Consider the following 20,257-nt stretch of genomic DNA (forward strand, 5'->3'; position numbering starts at 1 on the left):
ATTTAACGCTCCTTTCTAATATCAATGAGAATGTCTTCAATCACCTTCTCCTGAAAGTCAGATGGTTTCTGTCCAGTCATTTCCTCATAAAAATTATTGATAGTAACTTCCGGTGCATTTTGTCCTACATAGGTAGACTTATTTTGACTTTGATTCTTATTATCTTGTGAGCTTTCTTCAAAACTTAATTCTACAATATCCGTACCATAAATATCTTCCAGTCTTGCTCTGATATTTATGCCTTCCATGGCTTTTCGGTCATAATCCTTCAATTGAATACTGTACCATGCAATTTGTCCAGAGTATTTCTTATAAAAATCTTTTGAAGTTAAGGTTTCAAAATCTTCATTAAGAACATAAAATGGCTTTTTAACTTTCAAATTAATGAACTTCGTATTAATTTTTCCATCAAAATCATCAACAATATAAATTCCTTTTTGTGTTGATAGTTTGGCTTCCTTACTGTTGAAAATAACAGGGCTTCCACTATAAACTACTCTTTCAGATGGACTAGCCTTATGAGTGTGAATATGACCTAATGCAACATAATCGAAGTCTTTGAAAATATCATGTGTCAAAGTGGCAAGGCCTCCAACTGTTGAAGTTGTCTCTGAAAGCATTAATTGTTTTAACTCATCATCTGATTCTTCACCTTTTTTACTAACAGCAAAGTGAGTCACTAATACATGGTTTTTTCCTTCAACAAAGTGTTCTCGCATGTCAGAGACTATCCTTCTTACAGCATCAGAAATTTTAGTATATGACTTTACAGTATCATCATCTTCATCGACAATGTTCTTGTAATAAACACGAGCATCAGATGGATCAATGAAGGGTAAAAGGAAATACTGTGTATCTTCAGTTTCAACTGGCTTCATAGCTTCCTCTATGTTTGTTGAAAGATAAAAATTTGAGTCAGCAAAAAAATCTCGACCAAAATTCAAGCGCTTTGCTCCATCATGATTTCCTGAAATAGCATAAACAGGAATTTTTTCATTAATAACTAAATCTGTAAGCATCTCATTAAAAGTAGTAACTGCTTCAACTGACGGAATTGAACGATCATATAAATCACCCGCAATAATTAAAGCATCAACACTCTCATTTTTTGCTATTTCTTTAATTTGCTCAAAAGCATACTTTTGCTCTTCAAGTAAAGAAAAACCATTAATTGTTCTTCCAATATGCCAGTCAGCTGTATGTAAAAATTTCATATAAATTCCTTTCAAACGTTTCAAATTATCTAAGAATATTATACCATTATCAAACAAGCTCTTTTGTATATATACGAAAAAAATCCATCAGATGATGAATTTTTATTTAATATTAGTTTTCAATATATAATTTAGTAAATTTTTCTCTGTAATCGTTAGGTAAACCTAGACCTAGTGAGAGATAATTTTCAAAGCTACCATATTCTTCATTCATAATTTTTATAGCATACTCTAAATACTCAGCTTTAACAGTCAAAGCAATTTTTAAGCCAGCAACTTGTTGGTCATTTAATTTATCTTTATATTTATTAATTATTTCATCATTAGCTGATTTTCTAGATACATTCGTTTCTAAATAATCCTTCATTATATCGCCATCAGAAACACCAGCCGCCTTCAGAACTAAATAAGCTGCCCAACCAGTCCTATCTTTCCCTGCAAAACAATGGAAAACAATTGAGTATTTTTCTTCAATTAAATCTTGCAAAAATTTATGATAACTATTTTGTGCAGATTCACTAAGTACAATCTCTTCATAAGTTTTATACATAGATTCATCAATATTATCTAAATCAGAGAACATACCTTCAAGCGAGGCAGATCCCCCATGTTGAATTGAAGCTAATACATCTAAATGTTTATATAATATATCATCAATTTTTGTATCTTCTTCTTTGTTAACCTCTGCTTGACTCCTAAAATCATAAATTGTTTTTATTTTACAGATATTTTTCAGTAAACCAATTTGTTTTTCATTTAGATTTGTTAGTTGACCACTTCGGAAAAAAATACCTTCTTGAAGTTTGCCCATTTTAGTTTCATAACCACCAATATCTCTAAAGTTTACTATATTTTTATCTGAATTCTCGTTTGTCATTATTATTCCCCCTATCCTATATCTTAATGATACTTAAATAACATTCATTGTCAATTATTCTTGTATAGATGTATATAATCTTACAATTCTGTAAGGTTAAACTCATCCTTGAGGATGATTATATAAAGGACTTCTCAAGTTAAAATAAATATATTAATTTAAGAAAGGTTGAAATAATAATGTTCAAAAAAATTTTTATCCCACTTTTTGCTTTGGCACTACTTGCATTTGGAGGAGTATATCTATTAGGAGACTCTTCAGGGGAATTCCGTGCGATTGCCGATCAATTAAATCCATTAGTTAAGGAATCTAGTGTATATGTAAAAACGCAAAAACCTGATTCAGTAAATGGATACGGTACTGCTTCATACACACAAACATCAGCATATGAAGATGGAAAAACTAGAAAAATAACTTTCAATGGTATTAGTGAATTAAAAGTTGATAAATATTTAAAATTAACAACAAAAGGTGCTCATGTTGAAACATACGAAGAAATAAGTAAAGATGAAGTTCCAGAAAAAGCACTAGAAAAAATAGATAAATAATAAATGGTTGGTTAGGAACTGACCATTTATTATTTTTTACATAATTTTCATTATAGAAATCATAATTTTACATAATTTATTTATATTTTAAAATTGTTTTACATAATTTTTGATTGTCTATCTTTAAAAAATTCTTGTGCTATCTTAACTGAGTCCATTGCATCCTTAGCGTAGTAATCTGCCCCAACAAATTCACGATATTCTTCATTTAAAACTGCTCCTCCGACCATAAATTTACAATCTAAATTGGCAAGTTTCACTTGTGTGATTGTTTCTTTCATATTTTGCATTGTTGTAGTCATTAATGCACTTAAACCAACTAGCTTGATATCTTGTTCTTTGATTGTAGAAACAACTTTGCTAATAGGTACATCTTTTCCTAAATCAACAACATCAAAGCCATAATTTTCTAAAATCATTTTTACAATGTTTTTACCAATATCATGAATATCACCTTCAACAGTTGCAAGCAAGATTTTTCCTTGTTTTTCATCAGTTTGTTCATTACGAGCCATAAAGTCCTTGAGCACTTCCTGGGCTTGCTTGACTGCATCAGCTGATTGCATTAGTTGTGGTAAAAATAAAGTCCCTTTTTCAAATTTAGCTCCAACCTCATCTAGAGCTGGTACAAATTCTTGATTAACAATTTCTAGCGGAGTAAGATTTTTTAATAACTCTTTTGTTTTTGAAGGTGTCTCATCTTTTCTGCCTTGCAAAATCATTTGCTTAAGACTGTCGTCAGAAAATGAAATTTCCTTCTTCAACCCGTTTAAATCTTTACTAGATTTTTGGCTAACAATAGATACATTTTGATTATTTTCAATATAAAATGCTGAATCTTTATCCTGATTATTTATAACTCTTAAGCTTGAAACTGTCGACATCATAATATCTGACATTGGATTCATAATTGGGGCCGAGAGGCCTGCGCCAACAGCAGCAGCTAGAAATGTACTATTTAATAATCCACGATTTGGTAAACCAAAGGATACATTTGAAATCCCCGCAACTGAATGGACTTCTAATTCTTCCTTAAGCAATTTCAAAGTATCAATTGTTACTTGTACTTGCTCCTGTTGAGCAGATGCAGTAAGAACAAGTGGATCAATTAAAATATCTTCTTTTTCTATACCATATTCAGATGCCTTCTTAATAATTCTTTTCGCTATAGCCACTCTTTTCTCTGCAGTATCTGGAATTCCATTTTCATCTAGCGCCAAGCCCAATACTAAAGCTCCATATTTTTTAGCAATCGGAAAGATTTCTTCCATTACTGATTCTTTACCATTTACTGAATTAATTAGAGGTCGCCCATTATATTGTCTAACTCCTGCTTCAATTGCCTTAATTGAAGAACTATCAATTTGTAAAGGAGTTGTGACAATACCTTGAAGTTCACGGACAGCTTTTATCATCATTTGGGCTTCATCAATTTCTGGTAGCCCTACATTGACATCAAGAATATCAGCACCAACATCTACTTGATCAATTGCTTCCTTAAGAATGTATGAAAAATCTTCCTGTCTTATAGCCTCCTGTAAGCGTTTCTTCCCAGTAGGATTCAGTCTCTCTCCAATAATTGTCAATTTCTTATCTAAGATTACCGTTTCAGCAGCGGATGTTACTGCAGTAACAGTTTTCGGACTAGTAATTACAGGTGTTTTATCTTGAAGGAGATATTTAATACTTTTAATAAAATCAGGAGTAGTTCCACAACACCCACCAAAAACACGAACTCCTAAATCTGCCATTTTGGCAACATACTCAACATATTCTGCTACATCAATTCGATAGACAGTTTGACCATCTTCCATTTGAGGAAGTCCAGCATTAGCTTGGACAATTACGGGTACTTTTGCATATTCTATAATTTGTTCAACAATTGGGAGAAGTTCCTTTGGTCCTAAAGAACAATTGAGTCCAAGAGCTGTTACTCCAAGTGACTGAAGAGTTAAGGTAGCAGTCACTGGGTCTGTACCGACAAAAGTTCGACCATCTTCTTGGAAGGTCATAGTAACAAAGATGGGAAGATTAGTATTTTCTTTTATTGCAAGAATAGCTGCTTTCGTTTCTAATAAATCAGACATTGTCTCTAATATTATCAAATCTGCTCCAGAATTCTCAGCAACAACTGCTTGCTCTTTAAACATATCATAGGCATTATCAAAGCTTAAAGTACCATATGGAGACATTAACTGTCCAATTGGTCCAATATCATAGGCAACGTACTTTGCTCCAGCATCACGCGCTAGCTTAACAGAGGCTTCAATTATTTTAGGCAAATCTTTTTGTTCTATTTTATGTCTATTTGCTTGAAAGCTATTTGTTGTAATGATATCAGCACCAGCATCAATATATCTTTTGTGGATACTTTTAATAACTTCTGGATGCTCTAAATTAAAAAATTCAGGTTGCCCACCTACTGGTAGTCCCTCTTTTTGGAGCATCGTCCCCATAGCACCATCAAATAATAAAAAGTTGTCCCTTAAATCTTCTCTTAAACCCATCTTCTACCCTCCTATACGAAAATTACAGTCTTCCATCTCACATGATAAACACTTATTTTGCTTTCTTTTAGGCAAAGCCAACTCCTTATCCTCAAAAAGCCCTATAATAGCTGTAACAGACTTTCTTGGAATCATAAGCATTGTATCAGTCAGGCTAATTCCAAGCTTAGTGTCAGCCTTTATAGTCTTCAAAAACGTTGGTTGAATTGCAAGTGGCAAATCACCATATCCTGGACTAAATCTTCTATTTAAAGTCAAACCTTCATCACGTACACTGACTTCAATATCACACTCCGCAAGGTCACAAAGCTTTTCAATAAATTCCGTACATGATGCGTCCAAAACCAAAGAACGGGTTAAATCAATAATCTCATAACGACGAATTACCTGTTCAATTTCAATCCCCAAAGTAGTCGCAAGCAAAGCAACCTTTTTAGCATATCTCAAATGTTTATAAATAGAATTACCAGTTAGTACAAGATTAGTCCCATCAACAATAATCGTTTTATTTTCTTCGTCAGGGTGACAAAAGAAAATTTGATACATATATCTCGGATTTGATGCTTCTTGAACCTCGACAATCTCTTTCTCTATTAAATCATCAATATCATCAGATAATTCATGACTTCTTTTATAACCCAAATATCTTAATATTTCTTTTTTATTTAACTTAAGCATAATATATTTATCCTTGGTTTTGTAATTTTATTTTGTAAAAAATTCTTTAACTAATCGAATTTAATAATTTCAAAAATCTTCAAATAATTTAGATTAAACAGCTTCCTAGAAAGCTATTTTAATTTCTGATATACTATCTAAGACAATCTTAGATATAAAAAGTGAGGTTTTATAAAATGAAAATCGTTTCTATTGATAATTCAACAAAAGATTACTGGGAAAAAACATATATTGAAGCTTTTCCACCTGAAGAAAGACTTCCATTTGAACAATTAGTCAAGATGACCAATGACAATGACCATATTCATCTATCAATTATAAAGAAAGATGAAGAAAATGTTGGAATCCTCTTCCATGGTGAACTTTCTGATACTGAAGCTTACGTCTTCTTCTTCGCAATTGATAATAAATTCCGTAATGGCGGGTATGGTACTAAAATCCTAAGTATGCTCAAGGAGAGATTTCCTGATGGTATTATACTTGAAAGTGAAGAACTTGGTCTTGCTGATTCAGATAATGAAGAACAACGACTTAGACGTTACAATTTCTATTTGAGAAATGGTTTCAAAGATTCAAAACATTTGATGAAAATATATGATTTATCATTTCATATTTTAACAACTGGTAGTGAAGATACCTTCAAAAAATATCAAAAATTTCTCAATGATATTCAGCCAGAAGCATGGTTTACTGAAGAAAACAATTAAAAGAAAAGACTAATTTGCTAAATTTTTAAATTCAATATGCCAAACATTATCTTTTCTTTATAAGCTTTATCTTTTTATGATAAACGCTTATTTTTTTTGTTCATTTTTCGGTAAAAATAGAAAAGTTGTGGAGGTAATTCATATCCAATTGCGATACCAAAAGAAATCGCAATGGCAGATTTAAGTACTGTTACTGCTAGGCTAGATGCGCTTACGCCCCCCTCGTTATTGGTAAAGAAGGCATATGTGAATTTATAGAGGCCTAGTCCTGGTGCTAAACAAAAAATTCCACATAGTAAGAAAATTGTAACAGGTGCTTTAAGTTTATATGATATCTCTCTTGAGAGGTATAAAAGTATCAAAGATGAGACAAAAAGCGCTATTACAGGAGTATTAAAAGTATAAAGTACAAATAAATAAATCATCCATCCTGCCGCACCAATAAAGCCACTATATATATAATATTTCTTGGGTACTTCAAAAATAACTGCAAAGGATATTGTTCCTAAAAAGGCTGCTATAAATTGTAATAATAAATTCACTTTATCCACCTATATCCATTCTGCGACTCTTAGAACAATACCGACACCCACTGAGATTGCAGCTGAGGTCATCACAGCGTCCATCAGCATACCAGCTCCTGATAAGTAGTCTTCGTCAAAGAGATAGCGTATAGAATTAACCATGGCAACTCCCGGTAATAGAGAAATAATGCCTCCAGCTATCAAACTTGACAGATTGAATGTTGGTGAAATATAAACCATTACGCAAGCTAGAACACTTACTAAAATGCTACCAGAAAGATTGATTAGAAAATCTGTTAAATTGGTTTTAGGAAGAATATACAATATATAAAAACCCAATATTGCTCCTAAAAAAAAGGCTCCTGCAGCATCCCATAAACTTGATGCAAATAAATAACCGAAAGTTGAACTACCTAAGGCATATGCTGCTAATTTCGACCTATTGGATGCATAGTTACTATCCTTGATTTCATCAAGTCTTTTCTTTGCACCTTCAAAATCTATTTTATCTTCTACAATATCGCGTGATAATACATTTATTGCTTCAATTCTTCCAAGATTAATCGGTGAAATAGGTATTTCCTTTACTTTGGCTTGAAGGCTTTCATCACCATTTTGAAGTGACATCATCAAACCATTGATCATAATAAAGGCATCGAAGCCTTCTAATTCATATTTTTTCGAAAGATAATTTACAGTGCTTTCTACTCGTTTAATTTCTGCTCCATTCTCAAGAGACACTTCTGCCAGCCTGAAAATAAAAAAGAAATATTTTCTTTTATCCATTAATATTCCTCTTAAAATTCTTATACTAAATTATATCAAAATAAGACTTGCTATACCATGCTACAAAGGCAGTTTTACATAAAATTAATCTTTTAAATTTTATAACTTATGTCTATAAAGCAACAAGGAAATTTCAGTGTAACAGAATATTTATTAGAATTTAAACGTACAAAAAAAGTGAACCGAAGCTCACTTTCCTATTATTATTTATTTAAAACATTACCAGCAACATCATTTGCTTGTACGTTACCTGTTTTAACAGTTAATTTTTCAACTTTATCAGCATTTGTGAAGACAACAATCATGTCAGTCTTACGACCTGCTTTTTTAATTGCTTCTAAATCAACTTTAGCAATTAATTGCCCACGAGAAACTTTTTGACCTTCTTCAACGAATAATTCAAATGGTTCACCTTTAAGGCTAACAGTATCAAGTCCCATATGAAGTAAAACTTCGATTCCAGTATCAGTAAGAATACCCATAGCATGCTTAGTTGGGAAAATATTAGTAATTGTTCCTGAAATTGGTGTGAAAATTTCTCCCTTTGTAGGTAAAACTGCATATCCATCACCCATCATTTTTTGTGAGAATACATCATCAGAAACTTCAGTAATTGAAACTAATTTTCCGTCTGCTACTGCGTAGATATCTCTTTCTACTGGTCCGGTAACTACAACTTCTTCAATTTTTTCAACTGGTGCAGCAACAACAGCAGGCGCTCCAGAATGGATACGGTTCATAGCATCTGCTACAAATTGTACTTCTGTACCAACGATTACTTGAATATTTGTACCATCGATTACTTTAAGACCAGGTACTCCTGTTGCTTTAATTTTTGCTTGATCAACATTATTTGTATCTTTAACTTGCAGACGTAGACGAGTTGTACAGTTATCAATAGTATCAACATTTTCTTTTCCACCAAGAGCTGTATAAATTTTTCTTGCCATAGCAACAAATTTATCTTCTGCTGGGTCATCAACGTCAGGAGTTTCTTCTCCGACTCCTTCTTCACGACCTGGAGTTAAAAGATTGAATTTCTTAATCATAAATGTAAATACTACATAATAAATTACTGCGAATACTAATCCTTGAAGTATTAACATGTATGGTTTGTTTGCAATTGGAACACGTAGACTAAGTACAAAGTCAACGAGACCAGCTGAGAAGTTAAATCCTGCTGTCCAATGGAAGAATGCAGAGATAAACATTGATATACCTGTAAGAACAGCATGAACTACATATAGTGGCCATGCAACGAACATGAATGAGAATTCTAGTGGCTCAGTAACACCAGTGAAGAATGATGCAACTGCAGCTGCCATCATAAGTGATCCAGTTGCAGCTTTTTTCTCAGGACGAGAATTTTTATAAATTGCATATGCTCCAGCAGGAAGTCCAAACATCATAATTGGGAAGAAACCAGCCATATACATACCAGTTTGTCCTTTTGTTCCAGTACTTGACCAGAAGTTACCAATATCATTGATACCTGCAAGGTCAAACCAAAATACATTGTTAAGCGCATGGTGAAGTCCTGTTGGAATTAACATACGGTTTGCAAAACCAAATAAACCAGCTCCAACTGCTCCCAATGAAATTATTGATTTACCAAATGCTGTAAGTGCATTATAAATAGTTGGCCATATAAATAAAAGTCCTAATGAAATAATTGACATTGATAGTACAGTAACAATTGGTACTAAACGCTTACCACTAAAGAATGATAGAGCCATTGGAAGTTTTACTTCACAGAATCTATCGTATAAAGCAGCAGCAACTAAACCAGCTAAAATACCAACAAATACATTTTTATTGTTAATGTAACTAAATGCTACATCAACTTTTTCTGGTGCAACTTTTGTAAACATCGCTACCGAGTTAGTATTAATAAGTGATAACGGTGTCAAGAATGCTACTAGACCAGCCATTGCTGATGCACCATCTTTTTTCTTTGGCATTCCAATTGCAAGACCTACTGCAAATAATATACCTAAGTTATCAAGAATTGTACCACCAGCTTTAAGAAGGTATGCTGCAATTAAATTATCACCACCCCAACCATTTGGGTCAATCATATAACCTATACCCATTAGTAAACCAGCTACTGGTAAGGTAGCAACTGGTAGCATGAGCGAACGGCCCATACGTTGCATATATTCTTTCATTATTAAAAATTCTCCTAAATTATTACTAATTATTTTTTAAACTAACCTTCTAAACAGTCGGCTCGTCACTTCTTATTTGTCGCTACTCTTAGTCTTTCTATGTGAATTGCCAAGTAGCCAAGCTCTTCACTTGTAATTGATAGTTGATATTGTTTCATTAAGAGAACACGTACCATTTTGGCTATTTCATAGCTTTCAGAGTATTTTCTCTTAACAATTTCTACAATCTCATCATCAAGGGCTGCATAATTTTGATTGTGATATCTTTGAAGTAAAAGTCTTAAATGGTTTGCTAGTCTTGAATAATGAAGTGCCATATCTTCACTTCTTAAATTAACGGAAATATTATCTTCAATAACTGAAATAATATCAGATATAATTGTTACTTCTCTTATACTTCGATGATTATTACTTTGTCCGCTTCTTGCACTATGAATATGAATTGCGATATATCCAGCCTCGTCGTAGGAGAATGGAATATCAAGCTCTTTTGTTAGGTAATCGATTGCCCACTGTGCAACAGCAAATTCTTCACTGTAAAGTACTTCGATTTCTTTTAAAAGCTTATTTCTCACTAAAATTCCATTTGAAATATTTTCACTTGCGAATGCTATATGGTCGGTTAAGGCGATAAGGAGGTGCTCATTTAACTTTTCCATTAAAACAGTTTCAGCACGATCAATAATTTTTTCAGCTAAAAATAGATATTTTTCATCAATTTGATTAAGTAAATTTTGAAGTTTCAATTGACCTTCAGGCTCAAGAATAAATAACCTCTCAATTTCCCTTGAGAATAATAGGTCATTTCTTTTTTTGTCATAGCCAATCCCTTTACCTATGGCAACTTTTTCTTCTCCCTGGTCATCAACCAAAACAGCATTTTGATTCAAGATTTTTTTGATTTTCATAACATTTCCTTTTCTGCAGTTCAGGATACCTCGTGATTTGGTTAATCATCTTAAGGCCAATAAAATGATTATATAATGTTTAATGTTCTTTTTAAAGATAAACAAACAAAAAGGCATAGAAAAAGTATTATGCTTCTTCAGCATCAACCTTCTTCCATGCCTAGTCCAACCTAGTCACATGAGATAATTTGTTAACATAATTAATTGTATAGACCAATTGTCTTTTTGTCAATAACTTTTTTAAAAAAAAGTTATATTTTATGAAATTAGAACATTAAAGAACACCCTTACATCCAATAAAATTTTTAATTTGTTCATTTGAATATGACACAGTTCTAGAGTTATCAACTATTAAATCTGCCTTATCTTTTAGTTTATCAATACCATATGCCTTCTTTTTAATATCTTTTTTCTTAAGAGTCTCTATTGCATCTTCTGATCTATTAACTCGAATATTTTCTGGAGCATCAATAAAAATTAAATTATAGTTTTCGCCAAAAACTTCTTTTAATTGATTATGAAAGTTTAATGAGTAAACACTCTCAACTGCATATGAGTCTTTATAATAATGAAAGATTGCAAAATCAAGCATTAGATTTATTGAATATAGCTCAAGTAATTTACTTTGTCCTTCATCAATTAAGAACTTTGCTTCCTCAATAAAATATCTAATTTTCAAATTCCAATAATTGAAATTCTTGTCCAATTGACTTGAGTAATATGATTTTCCACTTTCAGTTAATCCTGTCAATCCATAATAGGTAGCAGTTGAGAAATTTGTATTAAGAGAAACAATATTTATAAATTCTTGATATATTTCTTCCATTGCAAATTGATATAAGTCTTCTAGTGAATGAGCTGAGTACTTATCAATATCAATATTTAAAGCATTAATTTCATTACTAGAATTACTTATAATAATTTCTTTATTACTATTTACGTCGCTCGATATTCCTTTATTCTTTTTAAGAATAAATTTTTCTAATTTTTCTTGTTTATCTTTATCCTCGCTCTTTAAATCAAAAAATAATTTTTCTTTTTTCAATTTATTCAAACGATAAAAATAATTTAAAATTTTTCTTTTCTCATCATCATTAATAAAACTTTCACTGATTAACTCTGATAAATTAACCCATTCAATATCTTTTGCATTAAGAGTATCTGATTCACACAAGAAGTATTTAGTATTGTTTAAGTTGAAAACTTCAGATAATTCATTTTCATCAATAGAGATTGAAAATTTATTTTCAACTTGATTAATAAAATCTTCTTTTTCAAATTTAATGATATCAAAAATATTCTCATCTACTTTTTTTAAATAAATCTTATTCATAGTAGGATTGTAAAATATAAGCCCTATATCCATTTCTCACCTTACAATAATTAGTATTGATTTCCTATCTCAATATCACCAACCCATGCTTCCATACCACCAATGACATTAGTAGTTTTAATACCATTGGCTGCTAGGTAATTACAAGCATGCATGGATCTTTGCCCAAGATGGCAAACCATATAATAATTTTGGTCTTCCTCAAATGATTCAAGCGCTAACGGTAATTGATTTAGGGGTATATTCACCGAATTAGCAATATGGCCTTCTTCATACTCATATGGTTCCCTTACATCAACTATGATTAAAGAGTCATTTTGATCTTTATTAATTAAGTTTTCTAATTCAGCTGTTGAAATTTGTTCAATCATGATATTACACACTTAACTTATATTTTGTGTCACTCAATGAATCTTGTAAATTTTCAATAGTTACATCACCAGTGACTGTTACTGTCTTATCATCAAGGTTAAATTGAATTTTTTCAACAGCTGGGATTGTTTTGAATGCTTTCTCAATGTTATCAGCACATCCTTGGCACTTCATTCCTTCTACTTTATACGTATTAATCATTTTCTTTCTCCAATTTCTTTCTTATTTTTAATTATCTTTTACGTGTTATTACGATGTCGATAAAACTAGGTCAAACGAAGTTTGACAGTTTTAGTCGCACTTCATTCCTTCTACTTTGTAAGTTTTTTCCATTATAATTTCCTTCTTTCATTTTATTTATAAATTGGAGATAAGCCGATGTCGATTATTAAATGTTAGTCTTTCACTGAAGATGGTTTAAATCTTTTCAGTCTTAGTGCATTTAATAGTACTGATACTGAACTAAAGCTCATAGCTGCTCCTGCAATCATCGGATTAAGAAGTGGCCCACCAAATATATGAAGTACTCCCATTGCTACTGGGATTCCTAAAATATTATAAGCAAATGCCCAAAAAAGATTTTCCTTAATATTTTTTATAGTTGCCTTACTTAACTCAATTGCAGTTGGGACGTCCATAAGATCACTCTTCATAAGAATAATATCTGCGGATTCGATAGCAATATCCGTTCCTGCACCAATCGCCATACCAATATCAGCTTGAGCAAGTGCTGGTGCATCATTTATGCCATCACCAACCATTGCTACGTTATAACCCTCAGACTGAAGTTTCTTAACTTCTGCAACCTTATCTTCTGGCATAACATCACTAACCACTCGGTCAATTCCAACCTGATTAGCAATTGATACGGCAGTTTTTTCATTGTCACCAGTTACCATAGCCACATAAATTCCCATTTCATGCAGTTGTTTGATAGCGTTTTTACTACTTTCCTTTATTGCATCAGCAACAGCTACTACACCAATCATTATACCATCATATGCCACGAACATAGGAGTTTTTGCTTGATTTGCAAGCTCTGAAGAAACACTTTCTGACTGACCAGACACATTTATATTGTTTGATTCCATTAACTTTTTATTTCCGATTAAAAGAACATTCCCATCTACTGTTACTTTTAGTCCTTGACCAGTTATTGACTCAAAGTTTTCAACTTCATTTAAGTTAATATTTTGCCCAGTAGCTTCTTCAACAATCGCCTGTCCAAGAGGATGCTCTGAGTTTTTTTCGGCCAAAGCAGCAAGTCTTAATACTTCTGAATTTGAATAATCTGAAAGTGGGATTATATCAGTCACTTTTGGCTTACCTTCGGTGATAGTTCCTGTCTTATCAAAAATTATGGCTGTCACTTTTTGAGTTTTTTCAAGTGCATTACCGCTCTTAATGATTACACCGTTCTCAGCACCTTTACCAGTTCCAACCATTATTGCTGTCGGAGTAGCAAGCCCTAGAGCACAAGGGCAAGCAATTACAAGAACTGAAATCGTAATTGTTAAGGCGAAAATCCAAGACTCATGACCTAAGAAGTACCAAGCTAGGCCTGAGATAATAGCAAGAACGATTACTATAGGGACAAATACAGCCGAAACCTTATCAGCAAGTCTCGCAATCGGTGCTTTTGAACCCTGTGCGTCTTCTACTAACTTGATAATTTGAGCAAGGGTCGTATCTTTCCCGATTTTTGTTGCTTTGAACTGGAAGCTACCATTTTTATTGATACTTGCTCCAATTACATTATCATTAATTTTTTTCTCAACCGGAATACTTTCTCCAGTTATCATTGACTCATCAACATAAGATTGACCTGATGTTATTTGACCATCAACAGGGATTTTTTCACCTGGTCTAACGATTATGATATCACCAACTTGGACCTGCTCAATTGGGATTTCAATTTCTTGCCCGTTTTTGACAATCTTAGCAGTTTTAGGAGCTAATCCCATAAGTTTTTTAATCGCATCGGATGTCTTTCCTTTAGATACAGCTTCAAAATACTTTCCAAGTGTTATTAAGGTCAAAATTACGGCAGCAGATTCATAATAAAGGTTCATCGTAAATTCATGATTTCCTTTTATTACTTCAAATGTTCCGTAAAGACTATAAAGAAATGCTGCACTGGTTCCTAAAGAAACGAGTGAATCCATATTTGGATGACCTCTGAATAAAGACTTAAAACCAACATTAAAGAATGAACGACCAATTACAAGAACAGGTATTGTTAAAATTAATTGGGCAAGTGCAAAATTAATTGGATTCATCATTGGATTTAGGAATTTTGGTAAAGGTAAGCCAATCATATGTCCCATTGAAATATATAACAAAGGAACTGTAAAAATTGCTGACCAAATAAATCTATGCCACATATCATCAATATGAGCTTGTTTCTTATCAATTTTATTTTCAGCTTCACCATTAACTTTTTCTTGTGAAGATATGTTATCAAAGTTACTATTTCGTGCTTCTGGATCGATAGCATCATACCCTGAATCTTTTACAGCCTGAACTATATTTGGTATAGAAGTTTGATCTGGATTATATGAAACCTGCATTTTTTCAGTAGCAAGATTGACATTCACATCCGAAACACCTTCAATCTTACCAACTACTTTTTCAATCGTCTGGGCACATGATGCACAAGACATTCCGTCTATATCAAATGTCTGAGTTTTAATATTACTCATAGCCTTATATCCTGCTTTATCAACTTCACTTTCAATTTCTAATATATTTGTTTTTTCTGGATCATATTCAACAGTCATCTTTTCTGTTGCCAAATTCACATTGACATTTTTAACACCCTCAAGTTTAGATACTGCTTTTTCAATAGTCTGGGCACATGATGCACATGACATACCTTCTATAGTAAAAACTTCCTTCACAAGTCCACCTCCATTGTTAAGTAAAACATCAAATTACGTTTACATTTGTAAACTTTATATATAAATAATACACTAGTTAAAAACATATGTCAATTGATTCATATAATTTTTATAAAAAAATGATGATCATAAGATCGCTATTCCTCATATGTGTAGGGGGTTCTAGTATGAGTAGATAAAATTCATATGACATTAGTTAATAATTACAAAAACATTCCATGGAAGAAAATATATATACTTTAATAATGGTTCCTTGTATCAATGGCAAAATTGAAGACATGAACAACAATATTAAAGTAATAAAGAGAATATCATATGGGTATAGGAACTTTAATAACTTAAATAAAAGGATCCTGATTAATCAAAGAAATATAATTTTATAAACAAAAAAGTAGCACGATTATCGTGCTACTCAAACTCTTATTAACTGAGCATATATTTTATACATCCACAACAATTGACAAAGAGCTCTAATTCTTTATTTTGGAGCTATGTATGTTACACCACTTGAAAGAGCAACATCATTAGGAATAATTCTATAAGAAATCTTTCCTAAACCTAAAACATTGCTTTCAGAAATTAAGATTCCATCTGCTGTAACAGCTTCAACAAATGCTACGTGACCATAAAAACCATCAGCACCTGCTACACCTGGTCTAAAGCTAATTGCATCACCAGCTTCTGGAGTTGAAGATACTTTATAGCCTCTTGCAAGGCCAGTAACTCCCCAGTCTCCTCCGTTACCCATTGTTTCACCAATGTTTCCACCTAGCTGCTTGATACGATTATATGCATACCAAGTACATTGACCTGCTGGGTAAGAACCGCTCAGATTATAATCAAATCCGTTGTATTCTGGAAAATCAATCGCCTCTTTATATTGTTCTGGAATTCCATCAAGACTTTGAATTGAAACCCCCGCACTACCCTTAGGATCATCGAAACGAGTAAGATTGTAAGCTGCAATAATAGAATTTAATTTATTACTATATTGAGTATCTGTTGCATATTTTCCTGTTAAGTGCTCAGTTGCCTGAAGATAATTCTTCGCTTCAGAACGCCATGCACCTTTATAAATTGATGAATTACCACCAATTCCTTCTCTGATAAGACTTACATAATCTTCTAGAGATTGAGAAGCACTTGCATAAACTCTAAATGGTGCTTGGATAGTGTACAATTGTCCACTTCCATTATCTTCTTGGGTAGAGAAAACAGCCGAAGCCTGGCCACCCCCACCTTTTACACCAAATAAGTTATTATATGGTGCACGAGATAAACCACTTGTGCCTGATCCACTCTCAAGAATAGCTTGTGCAATCATAACTGATGCAAATACATCATATTTTTGACCTAATTCTCTTGCGCTCTCACCAATGCTTTCAACAAAATCACGAGTTGCCTGAGTTGGTTTATAATCTAAGGAAGCAGCATAATTTTTAACTAAGCTTTCTCCATATGTGTTTAATTTCTTATCTTCAGAAGTTTTCACAGCATAATCAGGAGCTTCAATTCGATCATATTTTAATTTTAAATCTTTAGCTTTTTCAGATTTTTTTGTATTCTTTGTACTAAGAGTTAAAATTTTAACTCCTGATTTTTCGTTTGGTTTTTCTTCTAATTTTTCATCAGTTTTTGTTTCAGATTTATCGGTCGAAGATTCAGTTTTCTTCGACTCTTCAGGAAAATCGTCAGACATTATAACTTTGTTGTTTCCTAAGTATATTCCAACTTTATTTGAATCTTTCCATACTAAAATATCCCCTACTCTAGCTTCTTTAGATTCAATATTTTCCCCAGATTTGCTAATCTCATCGACATTATTACCTAATGAAACACCAAAAACCTTATTGTAGACGTAGTTCGTAAAATATTGATTGTTAAAAGATTTATCTTTTTCTTTATCATCTTGAACTTTATCTGCGTCTTTATCATATGGTTTCCCAAGTTGTTTTAATGCCTCAACAATAATTGCAGCCTGAGCTTTGTCATCAAGCAATGAAAGTAAAGGTAATTCAAAACCATTTAGATTTGATTTAGTAATACTATCAACAAGCAAATCTTTAGAAACATTATCCGCACTAATTGTACCAGTGATATATGGATTTACATTTTGATTCTGAGAATATACTTGAGTACTTTCAGTTGTTTTTTGTTGGTCCTTATCAGAACCAGTAGATGGCTGTCTATTATTTACATTTGGCTTTTTATTGTCAGATGATGGTACAGTATTTGAACTAGTTGATGTTTTTGAACTTGAAGTCACATTACTAGAATTTGACGTACTCTGTTTTGAACTATTACTACTAGAAGTTGAAGTTACTGTACTAGAAGAACCAGTAGAACCCACAGAATTTGACTCAGATGTCTGTGGTAAACTTGATGAACTTTCTGTAGACTCAACTGGCGCTGAAGTTTCAGATGATGATTCAGTAACAACTTTATCGTCTATGTTTGGATTACTTTCTGATGGCTTAACCAGTTCTTCAGTTGTTGTTTGAACTGAAGGTGTAGTTTGAACTGAAGGTGCTGTTACCTCAGGTTCAACAACAACTCCAGATGAAGGACTGGCTGGTTGCTGAGTTGTTGTATTTTCAACAATTACATTTTGAACAACAGTTTCTTGAGTAGCTTTTTGATCTATATTACTTTTATTTTCAGTAGTTGAATTAGCAACTGTTGGCTGTTTTTCATCAACAGTTGTTGCAGCTGCTAAAATGGGTGCTGATTGCGAAAAAAGCAACAGCATCAAACTTGCACTTGAAAGTGACTTTCTAATTTTTTTATTTTCCAATTAATACTATCCTCCCTAGATTGTATAACTTATCTAATTATAGCTAATTTTCATAACTCTTTCAAGAAAGAGCTATATAAAAATATACGAAAAACAGTAAAATACATATCAACTTAAATTAAAAAGACTTTTCAATTCTATCTAAATAAGAAGTTAGTTCATTTATTTCATTCTCTGTGAAATCTTTTTCAATTAATGCAATCATTCCTGCAAAAATTTCTCCAATTTCTAAAGCTAACTTTTTTCCAGATTCAGTAAGATATAAGTTTTTTTGTCTCTCATTATCTTTCTTAGTCTCCCTAATAATCAAATCTTTTTTTTCAAGTGGTTTAAGTATATTAGTAACAGTAGCATCTGATTTACCTATATACTTTGCAATATCCTTTTGTATTGCTCCTGGATGTTCATGAATATAATTAATGCATCTAGATTGCTGACTATTTAAATTTATTTTTTTAAATTTTTCGCCAATATATTCCTGCTGTAGATTGCTTATATGATATATTTTTTCAGAAATACTTAGATTGTTTTTTTCCATCTTAACCTCAATTTTATAATTCTTCATTAACTATTTAAAACATATTTTATTATCACTTATTTTATTCATTATCGATTATGTCTACTACCGATATGCATCAAATTATATCATACATAGAATAATATGTATCTCTATATAAATACAAAATAAAAAGACAAAACTAAAATTTAGTTTTGTCTTTTGTTTATACACGATTATCTTATATATTCTTCGCTTTTAATCTATTCTTATAGATAGCATAGAGATTAAATACATATAATCCTAGAAGAATCACCACTGCTGCTTTGTTTGTTTTTGGTCCTACAAATTGCCCAATTATTGCTAAAGGGTTTAAAAATAATACCCAGTAATTTTTTTGAAGATTATTTTTTGTAAATGCTAACATTAAGATTGTTAGAACAATAATCATCATAAGAATAATTACTTGGGGTGAGAAAAAAATATTTGACATCGTAACTTCTCCTTTTTTTTTATTTTTTCAACTAGAATTTTTCAGAAGTCAAAACTGCTTTTTCAATCGCACTATTTACAATATTTTCTGACTTACTTGGATCATAATCTGCACCTTCAATAAACACTTGTTGAAGATCACTAACCCCGATAAAATTGAAGATTGTTTTAACATATTGAGATGATAAGTCTTGACCGTTACATACTCCACCATTTGCTTGTATATGAAGAACCTTTTTTCCTTCTACTAGTCCAACTGGACCTTGAGCTGTATATTTAAAAGTTTTCCCTGCAACATTTATTGAATCAAACCATGCTTTAAGTCGAGTAGGGATATTCAAATTCCACAGTCCATTTGCCACCACCACTTTATCTGATTTTAAAAACTGTTCAGTTGATTGATTAAATCGAAAAACTTTTATTTTTTGTGAATTCGATAAATCATTGAATTCCTTACCTGCTTGTAAATGATTCCATACTGTCATGATATCTAAGTCAATTTCTGGAAAGTCTTCCTTATATAAATCAACAATCTCAATATTATCCTTTGGATGACTTTCTTGATACGCTTTTAAAAATTCTTCAAAAATTTTCATTGATTTTGAGTTTTCACCATTCAACGGGTGACTTTTAACTGCTAATAGGTTTGCCATAGTTAATCTCCTTGATTATTATAGTCACTTAAAAATAGATTAATACTTCGTTGCGATTTATACTAATAAGCTTGCTTGTTAAAGTATAATCGACATCGTAGCAACGCGTAGTGACTCATCTCGATGAACGCTAGTTCTATCATCAATTCGTCGCCATTAGAACTAATTGCTTTAGCAATTTAAGTTCTATGGACATCGTAGCGTAGCGAAGTGCCTTGTCTTATTTCTATTTTAATCAACTATATTTTTTATTAACCGTGACCTAAAGTTAAATAAAACAAAGGACATTTAAACAATAAA

At 32.0% G+C, this 20,257-nt stretch carries 18 protein-coding genes and 1 pseudogene; 3 read left to right on the forward strand and 16 right to left on the reverse strand.

All coding sequences use genetic code 11. The features are described from left to right. Positions 1 to 2 precede the first annotated feature (2 nt). A complete protein-coding gene (locus BG262_RS09005) occupies positions 3 to 1,214 on the reverse strand; it encodes a metallophosphoesterase family protein (RefSeq protein WP_070788561.1) in 1,212 nt (403 codons plus the stop codon). A gap of 112 nt (positions 1,215 to 1,326) precedes the next feature. Next, on the reverse strand, positions 1,327 to 2,091 hold the full coding sequence (locus tag BG262_RS09010; protein WP_070788562.1) for a tyrosine-protein phosphatase: 765 nt from the start codon (positions 2,089 to 2,091) through the stop codon (positions 1,327 to 1,329). A 179-nt stretch (positions 2,092 to 2,270) separates the two neighbouring features. Between BG262_RS09010 and BG262_RS09015 the strand changes: the two genes are divergently transcribed. Then, entirely contained in the window at positions 2,271 to 2,639 is a 369-nt protein-coding gene (locus BG262_RS09015) for a YxeA family protein (RefSeq protein WP_070788563.1), read from the forward strand. A 98-nt stretch (positions 2,640 to 2,737) separates the two neighbouring features. On the opposite strand, the gene BG262_RS09020 is transcribed toward BG262_RS09015, so the two are convergent. Next, positions 2,738 to 5,146, reverse strand: coding sequence for a homocysteine S-methyltransferase family protein (locus tag BG262_RS09020; RefSeq protein WP_070788564.1), 2,409 nt, complete (start codon positions 5,144 to 5,146; stop codon positions 2,738 to 2,740). A gap of 3 nt (positions 5,147 to 5,149) precedes the next feature. Further along, positions 5,150 to 5,824, reverse strand: coding sequence for a vitamin B12 dependent-methionine synthase activation domain-containing protein (locus tag BG262_RS09025; RefSeq protein WP_070788565.1), 675 nt, complete (start codon positions 5,822 to 5,824; stop codon positions 5,150 to 5,152). A gap of 176 nt (positions 5,825 to 6,000) precedes the next feature. On the opposite strand from BG262_RS09025, the gene BG262_RS09030 reads away from it, so the two are divergent. Continuing rightward, positions 6,001 to 6,531 (forward strand): GNAT family N-acetyltransferase, encoded by a 531-nt coding sequence (locus BG262_RS09030; RefSeq protein WP_070788566.1) that lies wholly within the window; start codon positions 6,001 to 6,003, stop codon positions 6,529 to 6,531. 74 nt (positions 6,532 to 6,605) lie between these two features. Here BG262_RS09030 and BG262_RS09035 read toward each other — a convergent pair whose 3' ends face one another. From BG262_RS09035 to BG262_RS09070, 8 genes are all read right to left on the reverse strand, one after another. Beyond that, positions 6,606 to 7,073 (reverse strand): threonine/serine exporter family protein, encoded by a 468-nt coding sequence (locus tag BG262_RS09035; RefSeq protein WP_070788567.1) that lies wholly within the window; start codon positions 7,071 to 7,073, stop codon positions 6,606 to 6,608. Positions 7,074 to 7,082: 9 nt separating this feature from the next. After that, the gene (locus BG262_RS09040) at positions 7,083 to 7,841 is read right to left on the reverse strand and encodes a threonine/serine exporter family protein (protein ID WP_070788568.1); all 759 of its coding nucleotides are present in this window, start codon (positions 7,839 to 7,841) and stop codon (positions 7,083 to 7,085) included. Positions 7,842 to 8,044: 203 nt separating this feature from the next. Continuing rightward, the gene (gene nagE / locus BG262_RS09045; RefSeq protein WP_070788569.1) at positions 8,045 to 10,009 is read right to left on the reverse strand and encodes an N-acetylglucosamine-specific PTS transporter subunit IIBC; all 1,965 of its coding nucleotides are present in this window, start codon (positions 10,007 to 10,009) and stop codon (positions 8,045 to 8,047) included. 65 nt (positions 10,010 to 10,074) lie between these two features. Next, a complete protein-coding gene (locus tag BG262_RS09050) occupies positions 10,075 to 10,917 on the reverse strand; it encodes a PRD domain-containing protein (RefSeq protein ID WP_070788570.1) in 843 nt (280 codons plus the stop codon). A 274-nt stretch (positions 10,918 to 11,191) separates the two neighbouring features. Next, positions 11,192 to 12,250 (reverse strand): hypothetical protein, encoded by a 1,059-nt coding sequence (locus tag BG262_RS09055; protein WP_158006667.1) that lies wholly within the window; start codon positions 12,248 to 12,250, stop codon positions 11,192 to 11,194. A 50-nt stretch (positions 12,251 to 12,300) separates the two neighbouring features. Next, complete coding sequence (locus BG262_RS09060) at positions 12,301 to 12,633, reverse strand: rhodanese-like domain-containing protein (RefSeq protein ID WP_233278846.1); 333 nt, start codon at positions 12,631 to 12,633, stop codon at positions 12,301 to 12,303. Further along, complete coding sequence (locus BG262_RS09065; protein ID WP_070788573.1) at positions 12,626 to 12,823, reverse strand: heavy-metal-associated domain-containing protein; 198 nt, start codon at positions 12,821 to 12,823, stop codon at positions 12,626 to 12,628. Before BG262_RS09065 ends, BG262_RS09060 begins: the two co-directional genes overlap by 8 nt. Positions 12,824 to 13,017: 194 nt before the next feature. Continuing rightward, entirely contained in the window at positions 13,018 to 15,522 is a 2,505-nt protein-coding gene (locus tag BG262_RS09070; protein ID WP_070788574.1) for a heavy metal translocating P-type ATPase, read from the reverse strand. A gap of 230 nt (positions 15,523 to 15,752) precedes the next feature. On the opposite strand from BG262_RS09070, the pseudogene BG262_RS10450 reads away from it, so the two are divergent. Then, a pseudogene (locus tag BG262_RS10450) lies at positions 15,753 to 15,881 on the forward strand (transposase); the annotation flags it as partial. A gap of 119 nt (positions 15,882 to 16,000) precedes the next feature. Here the strand turns inward: BG262_RS10450 and BG262_RS09075 are convergent. The 4 genes from BG262_RS09075 to BG262_RS09090 form a co-directional block, all read right to left on the reverse strand. Continuing rightward, entirely contained in the window at positions 16,001 to 18,316 is a 2,316-nt protein-coding gene (locus BG262_RS09075) for a glucosaminidase domain-containing protein (protein WP_083312965.1), read from the reverse strand. Between the two features lie 118 nt (positions 18,317 to 18,434). After that, positions 18,435 to 18,854: a MarR family winged helix-turn-helix transcriptional regulator gene (locus BG262_RS09080; RefSeq protein WP_070788575.1), complete on the reverse strand. Its 420-nt coding sequence runs from the start codon at positions 18,852 to 18,854 to the stop codon at positions 18,435 to 18,437. 199 nt (positions 18,855 to 19,053) lie between these two features. Further along, positions 19,054 to 19,305 carry a hypothetical protein gene (locus BG262_RS09085; RefSeq protein WP_070788576.1) on the reverse strand — a complete coding sequence of 84 codons (252 nt, stop codon included), beginning with the start codon at positions 19,303 to 19,305 and terminating at the stop codon, positions 19,054 to 19,056. Positions 19,306 to 19,336: 31 nt separating this feature from the next. Continuing rightward, positions 19,337 to 19,957, reverse strand: a complete 621-nt coding sequence (locus tag BG262_RS09090; protein ID WP_070788577.1) for an NAD(P)H-dependent oxidoreductase — start codon at positions 19,955 to 19,957, stop codon at positions 19,337 to 19,339. Positions 19,958 to 20,257 lie beyond the last annotated feature (300 nt).

Source organism: Floricoccus penangensis, from assembly GCF_001832885.1.
Lineage (GTDB): Bacteria > Bacillota > Bacilli > Lactobacillales > Streptococcaceae > Floricoccus > Floricoccus penangensis.

Excerpts from the sequence above, each read along its gene's own strand:
- BG262_RS09025 (WP_070788565.1), bottom strand. The coding sequence starts at position 5,824 with ATGCTTAAGTTAAATAAAAAAGAAATATTAAGATATTTGGGTTATAAA.
- BG262_RS09080 (WP_070788575.1), bottom strand. The coding sequence starts at position 18,854 with ATGGAAAAAAACAATCTAAGTATTTCTGAAAAAATATATCATATAAGC.
- BG262_RS09090 (WP_070788577.1), bottom strand. The coding sequence starts at position 19,957 with ATGGCAAACCTATTAGCAGTTAAAAGTCACCCGTTGAATGGTGAAAAC.
- BG262_RS09005 (WP_070788561.1), bottom strand. The coding sequence starts at position 1,214 with ATGAAATTTTTACATACAGCTGACTGGCATATTGGAAGAACAATTAAT.
- BG262_RS09055 (WP_158006667.1), bottom strand. The coding sequence starts at position 12,250 with ATGAATAAGATTTATTTAAAAAAAGTAGATGAGAATATTTTTGATATC.
- nagE (WP_070788569.1), bottom strand. The coding sequence starts at position 10,009 with ATGAAAGAATATATGCAACGTATGGGCCGTTCGCTCATGCTACCAGTT.
- BG262_RS09015 (WP_070788563.1), top strand. The coding sequence starts at position 2,271 with ATGTTCAAAAAAATTTTTATCCCACTTTTTGCTTTGGCACTACTTGCA.
- BG262_RS09010 (WP_070788562.1), bottom strand. The coding sequence starts at position 2,091 with ATGACAAACGAGAATTCAGATAAAAATATAGTAAACTTTAGAGATATT.
- BG262_RS09040 (WP_070788568.1), bottom strand. The coding sequence starts at position 7,841 with ATGGATAAAAGAAAATATTTCTTTTTTATTTTCAGGCTGGCAGAAGTG.
- BG262_RS09085 (WP_070788576.1), bottom strand. The coding sequence starts at position 19,305 with ATGTCAAATATTTTTTTCTCACCCCAAGTAATTATTCTTATGATGATT.
- BG262_RS09020 (WP_070788564.1), bottom strand. The coding sequence starts at position 5,146 with ATGGGTTTAAGAGAAGATTTAAGGGACAACTTTTTATTATTTGATGGT.
- BG262_RS09030 (WP_070788566.1), top strand. The coding sequence starts at position 6,001 with ATGAAAATCGTTTCTATTGATAATTCAACAAAAGATTACTGGGAAAAA.
- BG262_RS09050 (WP_070788570.1), bottom strand. The coding sequence starts at position 10,917 with ATGAAAATCAAAAAAATCTTGAATCAAAATGCTGTTTTGGTTGATGAC.
- BG262_RS09065 (WP_070788573.1), bottom strand. The coding sequence starts at position 12,823 with ATGATTAATACGTATAAAGTAGAAGGAATGAAGTGCCAAGGATGTGCT.